The sequence below is a fragment of the Bradyrhizobium sp. genome (assembly GCF_016462955.1).
GTDB lineage: Bacteria > Pseudomonadota > Alphaproteobacteria > Rhizobiales > Xanthobacteraceae > Bradyrhizobium.
In genome coordinates this window covers 1-13,938 of the sequence record NZ_JAEMSD010000048.1, presented here as the reverse complement: position 1 = coordinate 13,938, position 13,938 = coordinate 1, and the positions used below count along the sequence as shown (strand labels likewise).

The following is a 13,938-nucleotide window of genomic DNA, read 5'->3' as shown; positions in this document are numbered from 1 at the left end:
GAAGATACCCCGGGAGTGAACGGAAGATGACTGCCGAAATCGATGGTGCAGCGATAGCCGGCTCAGGTCCGACGGTCGGCGAATTGTTCCGCAGCCGCGCGAGGGTTCAGCCGGCGGCCATCGCGATCGAGTATCAGGGTCGGAACATCAGCTACGGCGAGTTGCGCGGCCGCGTCGAGCGCGCGGCTGCGATGCTTTCGGCGCACGGCCTGCAACGCGGCGACCGCCTCGCGCTGCTGTCGCGCAATCGGCCTGAATATATCGAGATCGAACTTGCAGCCGCCCATCTCGGCGTCATCACCGCCTGTCAGAACTGGCGAGTGTCGCCGCGTGAACTCACTTACTGCCTCGAACTGGTGTCGCCGAAACTCGTGATTGTCGAGCCGGACCTGCGCGCCAATCTCGCCGCAGGACCATGGAAGACGCTAGAGCTCGGACCGGCCTATGAACGTCTGATGCAACAGCAGTCGGATCACGAGGCGCCGACCGCTGCACAAACCGAAGACGGCTTGGTGATCCTCTATACCAGCGGCACCACGGGGCTCCCGAAAGGCGCCGTGGTCTCGCACCGCGCGATGATCGCGCGGTCGCTGGTGTTCAGTTCCGAACTCGGCATCTCGCATCGCGATGCCTTCGTTGCATGGGCGCCGATGTTTCACATGGCATCCACAGACCACGCGCTCTCGACTTTGCTGCGCGGCGCCACAGTTGTGATGATCGACGGTTTTCAAGTCGATCCGTTACTGGATGCCGTGTCACGTCACGAGATCGGCTGGCTGGTGTTGATCCCCGGCATGGTCGAGGCCTTTGCCGCCGGACTGAAGCAGCAAAAGACAAAGGTGAAGGGCGTGCGCGTCTGCGGCGCGATGGCCGATCTGGTGCCGCCGCATGCGATCGCGGAGGTAACTGAGCTGTTGCAGGCGCCCTACCTCAACAGTTTTGGCGCGACCGAGACCGGCCTGCCGCCGGCCACCCGTGCGCTGATCGCGCCCGGCGAAATTCCCGAACGGCTGTCAAAACAACAAAGCGCGTTCTGCCAGATCAAGCTGGTCGATCCCTCTGACCGCGAAGTCGAGCAAGGCATGCCGGGCGAGCTTGCGATGCGCGGGCCAACGTTGTTCTCCGGATACTGGCAGGCCCACGAAACCAACGCCCGTGATTTCCGCGGCGGCTGGTTTCACATGGGCGACGTATTCCGCCGCAACGAAGACGGCTCGCTCGATTTCGTCGACCGCGTGAAATACCTGATCAAGTCGGGCGGCGAGAACGTCTATCCCGCCGAGATCGAGCGCGTGCTGATGAGCGACAGCCGCATCACCGAAGCCGCGGTCGTCCGGGCGACCGACCAGAAATGGGGCGAGGTTCCGATCGCCTTCATCGCCCGCCGCGACGACAGCATCACCGAATACGATCTGCTGGAACTGTGCCGCCGCGACCTCGCTTCCTACAAGCGGCCTCGGCAGTTCAACTTCATCGATTTCACGGAATTTCCCCGCTCGACCAGCGGCAAGGTCCAGCGCCACGAACTCGAAGCCCGGTTGAAGGCTACCAACTCGAGAACCGCGACATGAGCGACAGCACCCTGCGCGGCAAGGTCGCCGTCATCGGCATTGGCATGTCCCCGGTCGGCAAGGTGCCCGGACGAAGCCCACTGTGGCTCGCGGCGGATGCCTCCAAGAAAGCGCTGGCCGACGCCGGTCTCGACAAGAGCGCCGTCGACGGCGTGCTGTCGTGCCACGCCTTTGCCTCGCCGTTCCACCGCTTCAGCGTGGCCCTCAGCGAATATTTCGGCATCCAGCCGACCTTCTCGAACACGCTGCAGGTGTCCGGCGCGACGGCGGCGACGATGTTCAATATCGGCGCTGCCGCGATCCAGGGCGGGCTGGCCAAGGTGGTGCTGGTCACCGCTGGCGACAGCCTGATGACGGGCCTGACGCCGGACATGGCGCTGCGCTCGCTGACCGAGAGCCGCGACCAGCAATACGAAATGCCGTTCGGCATCCCCGTCGCCAACACCTTTGCGATGACCGCGCACCGGCACATGAAAGAGTTCGGCACGACCGCCGAGCAATTGGCCGAAGTCGCCGTGGTGTCGCGGCGTCACGCGTCACGCACGCCAGGCGCCCAGCAGACCAAACCGATCACCGTCGACGACGTACTCAATTCAGGCTGGGTGACGACGCCCTACCACAAGCTCGACTGTTCGCTGATCTCGGATGGCGGCGCCGCCTTCATCCTGACCTCTGCCGAACACGCCAAAGAACTTGGCATCGCCAAACCGATCTACATCCTGGGCGGCGGCGAGTGCTACACGCATGAGCACATTTTCCTGATGCCATCGCTGACTTCGACCGGTGCGATCACCTCGAGTCGCAAAGCCTACGAGATGGCGGCATATGGCCCGAAGGACATGCACGTCGCAGGGGTCTACGATTGCTTCACCGGCACCGTGATCATGATGCTGGAAGACCTCGGCTTCTGCCCCAAGGGCGAAGGCGGACGCTTTGTCGCTGACGGGCAGATGACCTATGGCGGACAGATCCCGTCCAACACCCATGGCGGGCTGTTGTCCTTTGCGCATCCGGGGATGCCCGGCTCGTTCTTCCATTTCCACGAAGTGATCGCGCAACTTCGCGGCCAGTGTGGCGAGCGGCAGGTCGTCGGCGCCGAACTTGGCCTGGTGCATAGCCTCGGCGCGGGCTTTGCGACCAATGCGACCACGATCCTCGGTACGGAGAACACGCTGTGATTTCGAGCGAAGACGCCAAGCAGAAACCGGTGCCCTCGCCCGATGCGGACTCCGCGGCATTGTGGCGCGGCCTGCGCGACGGCGTGCTGCTGTTGCAGCATTGCGATGACTGCCGCAACGTCCAGTATTACCAGCAAGGCATGTGCCGAAACTGCGGCAGCGAGAGCCTGACGCATCGCGCGGCATCCGGCCGCGGCAAGGTGCATTCCTTCAGCGTGGTCCATCGCGCACCCGGTCCCGCCTTCAAGGACGACGTGCCCTATGCGGTGTTGCTGGTCGACCTCGCAGAAGGTCCGCGCATGATCCGCACCTACACCGGCGGCAACCCCGAGGACGTCAGCTTCGACATGGATGTCGTTTTGGTCTGCGACGCCATCGACGACGAGACCGCACTGCCCCGATTCCGCCGCGCCTGATCTAACTACGCCTGCGCCATCTCGCCCCACCCCACACCGGGGTTAACCCGCGGCTGCCTCTCCGATTATTTTCTAACAAATGTTCGATTTCTAACAATTGTTAGATTGAAATCCCGCGCTCTTTCTGCCTAAACATGACGGACCTCTTCAACCGGAGCCCGATCCATGGACTTTGATCTCACGCACGAGCAGCGACAGATCCTCGACTATGGAAATACCGTCGCCAAGAAGTTCGACCGCCGCTACTGGATGGAGTGCGCGGAGAAGCGCGTGTTTCTCGAGGCGCTGTACCAAAAGATTGCCGAGGACGGTTTTGTCGGCACCATGGTGCCCGAAGAATTCGGCGGCGCCGGCCAGGGCATGACCGAGATGCACCTGTTCCTGGAAGGCCTGTCGAACAACGGCATACCTCTGCTCAACCTCGTCGTCGGCGCGGCGATGAGCCTCGGCTTCATTGCCAAATACGGCACCACCGCCCAGAAGTCGCGTTATCTGCCGGATGCCTGCTCCGGCAAGACCCGCTTTTGTTTCGCGATCACCGAGCCCGATGCCGGCACCAACACCATCCGCACCACGACTCTGGCGACCCGGCGCGGCAACCGGTTTGCGCTGAACGGGCAGAAGACCTTCATCACCGATGCCGACGGCGCCGACTACGTCCTCGTCGTGGCCCGCACCAAGCCGCACACCGACGTCGGCAAGAAGACCGAGGGCTTCACGCTGTTCATCGTGGACCTCAAGGCCAAGGGGCTACAAAAGCAATATATCCCGGTCAGCATCACCGCGCCGGAAACGCAGTGGCAATTGTTCTTCGGCGTCGATCTCGGCCCCGAAGATGTCGTCGGCGAGATCGACAGGGGTTTCAGCATTCTTTTCAAGAGCCTCAATCCCGAACGGATTCTGGTCGGGTCGATCTGCTGCGGCCTCGGCCGTTATGCGCTCAACCGCGCCGTCGAGTACGTCCGCGAGCGCAAGGTGTTCAACAACACGCCGATCGGCGCCTATCAAGGCCTGCAACATCCGCTGGCGAGCTCGCAGACCGATATCGAAATGGCCTCGCTGATGACCCTGAAGGCCGCATGGGCCTTCGATCAGGGCCGCGAGGCCGGCGAGTTCGCCAACATGGCCAAACTTGCCGCGGCCGACGCTGCGATCAAGGCGGTGGATACGGCGATCCAGTGCCACGGCGGCAACGGTTTTACCAAGGAATACGGCATCTTCGACATCTTTCCGATGGTGCGGCTGCTGAAGACCGCCCCGCTCAATCGCGAAATGATCCTCAATTACATTGGTGAGCACGTGATGGGCTTGCCGCGCAGCTATTAGGTCGAACGCCCATGGCCACGATGAATTCAGAGGTTTCGACCGAGAGCGAGGAATTCGTCCGCAACCGCGACGCCTATCAGGCGCGGGTCGCGGACCTCCAGGCTCGTCGCGCCGCCGCCGCGGTCGGCGGCCCCGACCGGGCGCGCAAGCTGCACAAGGAACGCAAGCAACTGTTGCCGCGCGAGCGGATCACGGCTTTGCTCGATCCCGGCTCGCCGTTCCTGGAATTCTGTCAGTTGGCCGGCGAAGGTATGTATGAAGGCGTGCCGCCCGGCGGCAGCATCATCACCGGCGTCGGCATGGTGTCCGGCCGCTCCTGCATGGTCATCGCCAACGATGCCACCGTGAAAGGCGGCACTTATTACGGCATCACCTGCAAAAAGCATGTTCGCGCGCAGCGCTTCGCCTGGCAGCATCGCCTGCCCTGCATCACCCTCGTGCAGTCCGGCGGGGCCAACCTGCCGGACCAACCGAATATTTTTCCGGATGAAGGCCAGTTCGGTTCGATCTTCTACAACCAGATCCGGATGTCGGCCGAAGGCATTCCGCAGATCGCGGTCGTGCACGGTCCGTCAACGGCCGGTGGCGCCTATATGCCGGCGCTGTGCGATGAGACCGTGATCGTGCGCAATCAGGGCGCCATGTTCCTCGGCGGCCCGCAGCTCGTTTTTGCCGCGACCAACGAAGAAGTCGGCGTCGAAGCACTCGGCGGCGGTGAGATGCATAGCCGCATCAGTGGCGTCACCGATCACCTGGCCGAAAGCGACGGCCACGCCATTGCGATCACCCGCGACATCGTTGCTCGTCTCGGCGACATACCAGAGCAGCGCTGGAGTGTGACGCCGCCGCGCCCGCCGCTGGCGGACCCGGCCGACATCTACGGCTTGATCAGCGCCGACCCGCGGGTGCCGACCAACAACCGCGACGTCATCGCGCGCCTTGTCGACGACAGCGAGTTCCACGAATTTAAGCCGCTCTACGGCGACACACTGATCACAGGTTTCGCCCGCATCATGGGTTTCGAGATCGGCATCCTCTGCAACAACGGCGTGCTGTTCTCCGAGAGTGCGCTGAAGGCGACCCACTTCATCGACCTCTGCTGCAAGCGCAACATTCCGCTGCTGTTCATGGCCGACGTCACCGGCTTCATGGTCGGCCGCCAGGCCGAGGAAGGCGGTATTTCCAAGCACGGCGCCAAGATGATCACGGCAATGGCGAGCGCCAACGTGCCGAAATACACGCTGATCATCGGCAACGCCTACGGCGCTGGCTACCTGTCGATGTGCGGCCGCGCCTTCCGTCCGAACGCGATGATGATGTGGCCGAACGGCCGCTCCGCCATCATGGGCCCGGACCAGGCCGCCAATACGCTGGCGATGGTCCGAGACGAAGCCCACAAGCGCGAGGGCACGAGCTGGACCGACGAGGAACGCGAGGCCTATCGCGCGCCGGTGCGCAAGGAGTTCGAGGATTTCGCCAACGCCTACAACTTCGCCCGCAATATCTGGTGCGACATGGTGATCGACCCGCTCGAGACCCGCAACGTGATGGCGCTGCTGCTCGACCTCGCCGGCCGCCTGCCGCAACAGCGTACCGATTTCGGCGTGTTCCGGATGTGACGACGGAGGATTGCCGGTGTTCAAAAAAATCCTGATTGCGAACCGTGGCGAGATCGCCTGCCGTATCGCGCGGACCTGCCGCAAGCTCGGCGTCGCGGTGGCCGGCGTTCACTCGTCGGTCGATGCGGACTCATTGCACGTCAGGACCATCGGTGAGTCCTACCTGATCGGCGGCGGCGCTGCTTCGGACAGTTACCTCAAGATCGACGTCGTCATTGCCGCGGCCAAGACCGCTGGCGCGGAAGCCATCCACCCCGGCTTCGGCTTCCTCGCCGAGAACGCTGAATTCGCGCGCGCCGTCGAAGCCGCGGGCCTTGTCTTTATCGGACCGACTCCCGAAGTGATCGAACGTCTCGGTGACAAGGCTTCCGCCAAGCGCGAGGCCGAGACCGCCGGGGTGCCGACCGTCCCCGGCAGCCAGATGCCGAGCGAGGACGTCGCGGCCGTGGCTGGCATCGTGAAGCAGCTCGGCCTGCCCGCGATGCTGAAGGCGGCGGCCGGCGGCGGCGGCAAGGGCATGCGCGCGGTATCCAAAACCGATGGCCTGGAGGGCGAAATCGAAGCCGCGATGCGCGAAGCGAAGAATTCGTTCGGAAGCGCCGGCTTGATCGTCGAGAAGCTGGTCGAGTGTGGACGCCATATCGAGGTGCAGATTGCGGGCGACGGCAAGGGTAACGTCATTCACCTGTTCGAGCGCGAGTGTTCGCTGCAACGGCGGCACCAAAAGCTGATCGAGGAAGCACCGGCCGCCAATCTCCCCGTCCCCTTGCGGGAACGCATGACTGATGATGCGACACGGCTCGGCAAGCGCCTGAACTACCGCGGCGTCGGCACTGTTGAATTCATCGTCAGCGGCGACAATTATTACTTCCTCGAGGTCAATCCGCGGCTTCAGGTCGAGCATCCCGTCACCGAAATGGTGACCGGCATCGATATCGTCGAACAGATGCTCCGTATCGCCGCCGGCGAAGGACTGCCGTTCGAACAGGACGATATCGCCTGTGCCGGCCACGCGGTCGAAGCGCGGATTTGTGCTGAAGACGCTGCCGACAATTTCATGCCCTGCACGGGCGACCTGGCCTATGTCAGCTTCCCTTCAGCCGATGTGCGGGTCGAAACCGGCGTCGAAAGCGGATCGTCCGTCTCTCCCTATTACGACTCGATGCTGGCCAAGCTGATCTCGAATGCGAAGACCCGCAACGAGGCACTCGACCAGCTCAGCCATGCGCTCGGCGACACCTCGATCTTCGGCATCACCACTAACCAGGGCTTTCTGGCGCGCCTGATCGCCCTGCCGGAAACGCGCAACGCCACCTTCCATACCCGCCTGATCGACGAGCAGATCGATCAGCTCGTCGAAAAGACCGACGGACCGGACGTCAAGGCATCGGCGATCGGCGCGTACTTCTGGCTGATGCAGCAACGTCCGCTTGCGGCGAGCAACCCGTGGCAAACGCGCGAAACTCCGCGTGGCAGATGGCGGCCGGCGGCGACGGATTATCGCCGATTCCGGTGCTGCATCTGGAAGCCGCAGGCGCCAGCGCGGAGATCCGGTTTGCGCCGCAGCAAGCCGACGGCCACATGATCGTCGGCGTCAATAACGACAAGGTTTCTGTCAATCTTCTGCCCGCTGATGATGGCGCCTTCGTCGCTATTATTGCCGGCCGTCGCGAATCCGTTCGCATTCTTCAGCACGATCGAACCCTGTTCGTGCATGATCGCCGCGGCGTGCATACGCTGACCGCCATTCCCTACCTGACCTATATAAGTGCAACGACGGAAGCGAGCGGAGAGCTGCGCGCCCCGATGATGGGCATGATCCGCAAGGTCAACGTCGCCATCGGCGACAAGGTCAGGGTTGGCGATGTCGTCGCGATCCTTGAATCGATGAAGATGGAATTGCGTATCAGCAGCCAGATCGACGGCACGGTATCAGCGGTGAATTGCTGCGCCAACGAGATCATCGAACGCAATGCGATTGTCGTCGTCGTCGAAGCCGCCGGGCAGGCCTGACATACCAGCAACAAGACGAGGGAGTGGGACATGCGATTTGGATCGGTCAATTACGAAACCAGAGGCAAGGTCGCGCTCCTGACGCTCGACGAACCGCAGAAGCTCAACGCGCTGAGCCCAGGCATTCGCCAAGGCATCCTCGAAGGGCTGAAGCAGGCGGATGCGGATGACAATATCCGTGTCGCCGTCATCACCGGCAACGGCGACAAGGCGTTCTGCGCCGGAGCCAATATCGGCGAATTCGACTTCGATCCGGAAAGGGCGCGCAGCTTCCTGATCGACGCGATGGAAGTGCTGGCAGCGCCGGAGAACACCCGCAAGATCGTGATTTCTGCCGTCAACGGCATCGCCTATGGCGGCGGCTTCGAACTCGCGATTGCCTCCGATTTCATCATCGCCTCCGACCGCGCCAAATTCGCCGTTCCAGAGATCAAGCTGGGCCTGCTGCCGGGCTTTGCGATCGTTCGCCTGCAAGGGATCGTCGGCCGCGCCAAGGCCAAGGAGCTGAGCGTTCTCGGCGATCCGATCTCGGCCGAAGAAGCCTGCCGGCTCGGCATTGCGCTCCGCGTGGCGCCGCATGCCGAACTGCTCGCCAATGCTCTCGCCTTTGCCGAACAGATCGCCGCCAAGCCGCGGCTCGCAGTGCGGATGGCGAAGTCGTTCTACAATCGCGGGTTGGGCGGCGACGACATGCGTCATGTCATCGACGGTTTCCCGTTCCTGTTCATGCACGAGGATGCGCGCGAAGGAATCGCCGCATTCCGGGAAAAGCGTCAGCCCAGATTTAGAGAAAAGTAGTAGACGGCTTTTGCGGGCGGAATCGACAAGCTGCCGTACCCTCGCCGCCTTGCCTTGAAATCGAACGTTCGTTAGCTTCGCCAGACAAGAAATCGGCGGGGTCTCGAACCCACTAAGCCAAAAATAACAACGCGTTGGAGAGACAGTTTGTCGTTTGCTGGCGGGACATCCGGTCCGGTATTGCAATGCCAATCCGTCGAGCGACGGTTTGGCGGGATCGTCGCGCTCAACGGTATCGACATGCATATCGAACGCGGCGAGATCTTCGGCCTGGTCGGCCCGAACGGGTGCGGCAAGACCACCCTCACCAACGCCGATCACGGGCTTCTATCCGCCGCAGCGCGGCCGCATCCTGCTCAACGGCCGCGACATCACCGGTCTTGCGCCGCATTACATCGCAACGCTCGGTGTCGCCCGCACCTTCCAGAATCTCGCGCTGTTCAACGGCATGAGCGTACTCGACAATATCCTGCTCGGCCGTCACATCCACATGAAGCCGAGCGTGGCGCGCACCGCGCTGTACTGGTGGCTCGGCCGCCGTGACGAGACCGCGAACCGCGCCGCAGTGGAAGAAGTCATCGAATTCCTGCAGCTTGAAGGCGTGCGCGACGAACTCGTCGACGTCATCCCGATCGGCCTCAAGAAGCGCGTCGAACTGGCGCGCGCGCTGGCCGCGGAGCCGAGTTTCCTGGTGCTGGACGAGCCGATGGCCGGCATGAACCAAGAAGAAAAGGAATACATGGCGCGGTTTATCCTCGATGCCCGCGACGAGCGCGGCGTCACCGTGCTGTTGATCGAACATCATATGGACGTCATCACCGGCATCTGCGACCGGATGCTGGCGCTGAATTACGGAGCGATGATCGGCAGCGGTATTCCTGCCGACGTCATCGCCGACCCGCGGGTGGTCGAGGCCTATATCGGGGGCGCCCATGGCGCGCACTGACCAGACCGCGGCCTGGAATTTCGAGACAAATACCACGCTAATCCGCGTGCTAGCTCGCAATGCCGAAGTTTTTCCGGATCGCGTAGCGGTTCGAGAAAAACGTAGGGGTATCTGGCAGGAGATGACGTGGTGCGAGTTTTGCGACATCGTGCTGCGCTGTGCCGCGGGACTGGAAGCACTCGGCTTCAAGGCCGGCGAAGTCATGCTGGTGCTCGGCGATAACCGCCCTCGCCTCTACGCCGGCATGCTGGCCGCGGGCGCGCTCGGCGGCTACGCGATGCCGGCCTATCCCGATGCCACGCTCGAGGAGATCAAACATTTCGTCCATGAAGGCGGCGCGCGGTTCGTGCTCGCCGAAGACCAGGAGCAGGTCGACAAGACGCTGGAGCTGCGCGAGCAAGGCTCCGCGATCGACCACATCGTCTATGACGACCCACGCGGCCTCGCCTCCTATTCCAACCCGGGGCTGATCTCATGGGATGGGGTTCAGGCCAAGGGCGCAGAGCGTCTTGCAGCCTCGAATGACGCACGGGCAGAGCTGATCGCGCGCGCGGGCCCTAATGGCCCCGCTGTGTTCGTGCATTCGTCGGGGAGCACCGGCAAGCCGAAGGGCGTGGTACTCTCGCATCGCAATCTGCTGTCCGGCGTCCGCAACGCCTATCAGGGCAAGGCGTTCGATTTTGGTGAAGATATCCTCGCCTATCTACCGATGGCCTGGATCGGCGACTTCGCAATGACGATGGGCGGCGGCATTCCGCTGCACTTCACCATCAATATTCCCGAGCGGCAGGAAACCGTGCTGCAGAACCTGCGAGAGATCGCGCCGACATTCTATCTCGCCGCTCCCCGCAGCTGGGACAACCTGCTAACGACCATTCAGGTGCGCGTCGAGGATTCCTCTTGGCTCAAGCGTCGCATCTACGACGCGCTGATCACGTCCGCCATCAATGCCGAGAAACGCAAGCTCGGGGGCAAGGAGCCGACACTGAAGCAGAAACTGCTCGCCCCGTTGTGCGAGTTGCTGGTGTCCGGCCCAATCAAGGACCAGTTCGGCCTCACCCGGCTGCGTGGCGCCTTCACCGGCGGCGAAGCGATGGGCGAAGACACGTTCATCTTCTACCGCGCGCTCGGCATTAAGCTGCGCCAGCTCTACGGCCAGACCGAGAGCAGCGCGTACAACGCGATCCAGGGACTGGACGAAGTCCGGCTCCACACGGTCGGGCGGCCGCTACCCGGTGTCGACGTCAAGATCAGCGAGTCCGGCGAGATCATGATCCGCTCCGGCAGCGTGTTCAGCGGCTACTTCAAGCAGGAACAGGCGACACGCGAGAGCCTCGAGGATGGCTGGCTGCATACCGGCGACGCCGGCTATGTCGAGCCGGACGGTCACCTCGTCGTGCTCGGCCGCCTGTCTGATGTCGTGCATACCGCCAAGGGCGAGCGATACATTCCGAATTACATCGAGAACCGCCTGAAGTTCAGCCCTTACATCAAGGATGCAGCGGTACTCGGCCGCGACCGCGATACGCTGGCAACGCTGGTGTGTATCGACAAGGACGCGGTCGGCCTGTGGGCCGAACTGCGCGGCATCTCCTATATGTCTTGCGCTGATCTCTCGCAGAAGCCGGAGGTGATCAAGCTGATCGGCTCTGCCGTCAAGCACGTCAACGGCACCCTGCCGGAGGGATTGCAGCTCAAGCAGTTCGTCTGCCTGCATAAGGAATTCGACCCGGATGATGGCGAAGTGACCCGCACCCGCAAGATCCGCCGCAACGTCGTCGAGGAGCGTTACAAACCGATCATCGATGCGATCTACGATCGAAAGACGAGCGTCCTGATGAAGGCGCAGGTCAGCTACGAGTCCGGCGAAGTCGGCGTCATCGAGCGCACGCTTTCGGTGCAGGAGGCCTGACGATGGATTGGGCGCTACTGGCCGAGTCGGCCGTCAACGGAAGCTTGGTCGGCCTGATGTATTCGCTGGTCGCAATGGGCATCGTGCTGATCTACAAATCGTCGTCGGTGCCGAACCTGGCGCAGGGATCGATGACGATGCTCGGCGCCTATATCGTGCTCGCCTATGCGAGCCGGTTCGGCGCGCCCATCTGGCTTTCGATCATTTTCGCCATCGTCACCATGTTCGGCGTCGGCATCGCCATCGAGCGGGTCGCGTTGCGGCGCCTCGCCGGCCGGCCGATCGTGATGATCCTGATGATGACGCTCGGGCTCGAGATTTTGCTCCGAGCCGGCTCGATGACGATCTGGGGGGGCACCGGGCGGCCGATGCCGATCGGCATCAGCGACGATCCGCTGTTCCTTGGGCCAATGCTGATCAACCGCGCCTATGCCGTCGGCGCCGCTGTTGCCGTCGTGATGTTTGGCGCGTTCGCCTTGTTCTTCCGGACCCGGATGGGCGTGGTGCTCCGCGCGATCTCGGACGACTACACGGCTGCCTGGTCGGTCGGCATCTCCGTCGAACGCGGCGTGGCGCTGTCATGGGCGATGTCCGCCGTGGTGGCCACGATCGCCGGCGTGCTGTGGGCCTCGGTGCAAGGCGTCGACCAGTCGCTGGCGCAACTGCTGCTGAAAGGCGTGACGGTCGCGTGCTCGGCGGACTAGACAGCATCGGCGGCGCGATGCTCGCAGGCCTGCTGTTCGGCATCGTCGAGGGCGTGACCAGCAGTTTCCTCGATCCGATACTGGGCGGCGCTAGTCGCGACCTCGTCGACGCCGCGATGCTGATCCTCACCATCATGCTGCGCCCGCACGGCCTCTACGGCCGCCACGACATCGAGAGGATCTGAATCGATGTTGTTCAGGCAAGCCGGCGTCTTCCACACCAATTATGCCGCCGACCGCGCGCTGTTTCCGATTGCGGCCGACCGCTGGATGATCGGCATCCTGCTGATTATCGGCCTTGCCGCCCCGTTCGTCGTGAACTCGCTCTATCTCAGCAGCTATCTGCTGCCCTTGCTGGTGTGGACTGCCGGCGCGCTCGGCCTCAATCTCATCCTCGGCTGGGCCGGGCAGTTTCATCTCGGATACGCCGCCGTGATGGGCATCGGCGCCTATGCGACGGTTCACGCCAACAAGGCCGGCATCCCCTGGGAGATCGCGATCCTGATCGGCGGCGCGACCGCCTCTATCATCGGCATCGGCTTTGCGTTTGCCGCGCTGCGCGTCAAGGGACTGTATCTGGCGCTCAGCACCCTCGCCCTCCAGTTCGTGATGGACTGGACCATTTCGCATGTTCCGGCCATCAGCGGCGGCACGCAGGCGACGCTGCAAGCGCCGGACATCCGCCTGCTCGGCCAACCCATAACCTCGGACGCCGGGCTCTATTACGTCGCGTTCGTCTGGTGCATCCTGGTGACGTCGTTCATGCTGAACCTGCGACGCACCGCGCTCGGCCGCGCGTTGGTCGCGGTTCGGGAGAAGGACTTCGCGGCGGCTGTCATCGGCGTCAACAGCTTCTATTTCAAGCTGGTCGCCTTTGCAACGTCCTCATTCATCGGCGGCGTCACCGGCGCGATCTTGATCGGCACATTCTATCACGCCGTTACGCCCGAACAGTTCTCTGTCGACGTCTCGATCCAGGCGCTGGCCATGGTGATCGTCGGCGGGCTCGGCAGCATCATCGGCAGCTATTTCGGCGCTGCCTTCATTCTGCTGATGCCGGGCGCTATGAACAGCCTGATCTCGTGGGCGGCGATCCGTTTCGGCTTTTCGCTCAGCATCGAGACGCTGGCGCATCTGCCGCAGGCTCTCTACGGCGCGCTGATCATCGGCTTCTTGCTGGTCGAACCGCTGGGCCTCGGCAAGATCTACAAGAACGTGCGCGACTATCTGCTGGTCTGGCCGTTCGGCTACGTGAAGAAATAGGGCCACCATGAGCGCATCGAGCCCAACCCCAACTGCTTCGAAGGTGCTTTCGCTCAACAATATCGAGGTTGTCTACGACTACGTGTCGCTGGCGATCAAGGGCGTGTCGCTCGACGTGCCCCAGGGCGGCATGGTGGCGCTCCTCGGCGCCAACGGCGCCGGCAAAAGCTCTACGCGGAAGGCCATCAGCGG

Annotated in this window: 14 protein-coding genes; all 14 read left to right on the top strand. The window is 63.0% G+C overall.

The window, feature by feature from the left end:
- The first annotated feature begins 26 nt into the window (after positions 1 to 26).
- Entirely contained in the window at positions 27 to 1,571 is a 1,545-nt protein-coding gene (locus JHD07_RS08145; protein WP_049820498.1) for an AMP-binding protein, read from the top strand.
- A complete protein-coding gene (locus JHD07_RS08140) occupies positions 1,568 to 2,749 on the top strand; it encodes a thiolase (RefSeq protein ID WP_028139132.1) in 1,182 nt (393 codons plus the stop codon). The genes JHD07_RS08145 and JHD07_RS08140 overlap by 4 nt, the downstream gene beginning before the upstream one ends.
- Positions 2,746 to 3,165 (top strand): OB-fold domain-containing protein, encoded by a 420-nt coding sequence (locus tag JHD07_RS08135; protein WP_291620806.1) that lies wholly within the window; start codon positions 2,746 to 2,748, stop codon positions 3,163 to 3,165. The genes JHD07_RS08140 and JHD07_RS08135 overlap by 4 nt, the downstream gene beginning before the upstream one ends.
- 165 nt (positions 3,166 to 3,330) lie before the next feature.
- Positions 3,331 to 4,491, top strand: a complete 1,161-nt coding sequence (locus JHD07_RS08130) for an acyl-CoA dehydrogenase family protein (RefSeq protein WP_291620804.1) — start codon at positions 3,331 to 3,333, stop codon at positions 4,489 to 4,491.
- Between the two features lie 11 nt (positions 4,492 to 4,502).
- Positions 4,503 to 6,110: a carboxyl transferase domain-containing protein gene (locus tag JHD07_RS08125; protein WP_028139129.1), complete on the top strand. Its 1,608-nt coding sequence runs from the start codon at positions 4,503 to 4,505 to the stop codon at positions 6,108 to 6,110.
- A 16-nt stretch (positions 6,111 to 6,126) separates the two neighbouring features.
- Entirely contained in the window at positions 6,127 to 7,695 is a 1,569-nt protein-coding gene (locus tag JHD07_RS08120; protein WP_291620801.1) for a biotin carboxylase N-terminal domain-containing protein, read from the top strand.
- Entirely contained in the window at positions 7,692 to 8,123 is a 432-nt protein-coding gene (locus JHD07_RS08115) for an acetyl-CoA carboxylase biotin carboxyl carrier protein subunit (protein WP_245269631.1), read from the top strand. The genes JHD07_RS08120 and JHD07_RS08115 overlap by 4 nt, the downstream gene beginning before the upstream one ends.
- A gap of 30 nt (positions 8,124 to 8,153) precedes the next feature.
- Positions 8,154 to 8,921: an enoyl-CoA hydratase/isomerase family protein gene (locus tag JHD07_RS08110; RefSeq protein ID WP_024342810.1), complete on the top strand. Its 768-nt coding sequence runs from the start codon at positions 8,154 to 8,156 to the stop codon at positions 8,919 to 8,921.
- Between the two features lie 316 nt (positions 8,922 to 9,237).
- Complete coding sequence (locus JHD07_RS08105; RefSeq protein WP_349509817.1) at positions 9,238 to 9,867, top strand: ATP-binding cassette domain-containing protein; 630 nt, start codon at positions 9,238 to 9,240, stop codon at positions 9,865 to 9,867.
- Entirely contained in the window at positions 9,854 to 11,779 is a 1,926-nt protein-coding gene (locus tag JHD07_RS08100) for an AMP-binding protein (protein WP_028139128.1), read from the top strand. Before JHD07_RS08105 ends, JHD07_RS08100 begins: the two co-directional genes overlap by 14 nt.
- A 2-nt stretch (positions 11,780 to 11,781) precedes the next feature.
- Complete coding sequence (locus JHD07_RS08095) at positions 11,782 to 12,483, top strand: branched-chain amino acid ABC transporter permease (protein WP_245265965.1); 702 nt, start codon at positions 11,782 to 11,784, stop codon at positions 12,481 to 12,483.
- The gene (locus JHD07_RS08090; protein ID WP_245265964.1) at positions 12,468 to 12,668 is read left to right on the top strand and encodes a hypothetical protein; all 201 of its coding nucleotides are present in this window, start codon (positions 12,468 to 12,470) and stop codon (positions 12,666 to 12,668) included. Before JHD07_RS08095 ends, JHD07_RS08090 begins: the two co-directional genes overlap by 16 nt.
- 4 nt (positions 12,669 to 12,672) lie before the next feature.
- Positions 12,673 to 13,746 carry a branched-chain amino acid ABC transporter permease gene (locus JHD07_RS08085; RefSeq protein WP_024342808.1) on the top strand — a complete coding sequence of 358 codons (1,074 nt, stop codon included), beginning with the start codon at positions 12,673 to 12,675 and terminating at the stop codon, positions 13,744 to 13,746.
- Between the two features lie 7 nt (positions 13,747 to 13,753).
- Positions 13,754 to 13,938 (top strand): ATP-binding cassette domain-containing protein (locus tag JHD07_RS08080; RefSeq protein ID WP_291620793.1); only part of this gene is annotated, 185 nt, incomplete at its 3' end.

Bases quoted from the DNA above. Each gene is read 5' to 3' on its own strand.
- JHD07_RS08145 (WP_049820498.1), top strand. From the start codon at position 27: ATGACTGCCGAAATCGATGGTGCAGCGATAGCCGGCTCAGGTCCGACG.
- JHD07_RS08140 (WP_028139132.1), top strand. From the start codon at position 1,568: ATGAGCGACAGCACCCTGCGCGGCAAGGTCGCCGTCATCGGCATTGGC.
- JHD07_RS08130 (WP_291620804.1), top strand. From the start codon at position 3,331: ATGGACTTTGATCTCACGCACGAGCAGCGACAGATCCTCGACTATGGA.
- JHD07_RS08125 (WP_028139129.1), top strand. From the start codon at position 4,503: ATGGCCACGATGAATTCAGAGGTTTCGACCGAGAGCGAGGAATTCGTC.
- JHD07_RS08115 (WP_245269631.1), top strand. From the start codon at position 7,692: ATGATCGTCGGCGTCAATAACGACAAGGTTTCTGTCAATCTTCTGCCC.
- JHD07_RS08110 (WP_024342810.1), top strand. From the start codon at position 8,154: ATGCGATTTGGATCGGTCAATTACGAAACCAGAGGCAAGGTCGCGCTC.
- JHD07_RS08100 (WP_028139128.1), top strand. From the start codon at position 9,854: ATGGCGCGCACTGACCAGACCGCGGCCTGGAATTTCGAGACAAATACC.
- JHD07_RS08095 (WP_245265965.1), top strand. From the start codon at position 11,782: ATGGATTGGGCGCTACTGGCCGAGTCGGCCGTCAACGGAAGCTTGGTC.
- JHD07_RS08085 (WP_024342808.1), top strand. From the start codon at position 12,673: ATGTTGTTCAGGCAAGCCGGCGTCTTCCACACCAATTATGCCGCCGAC.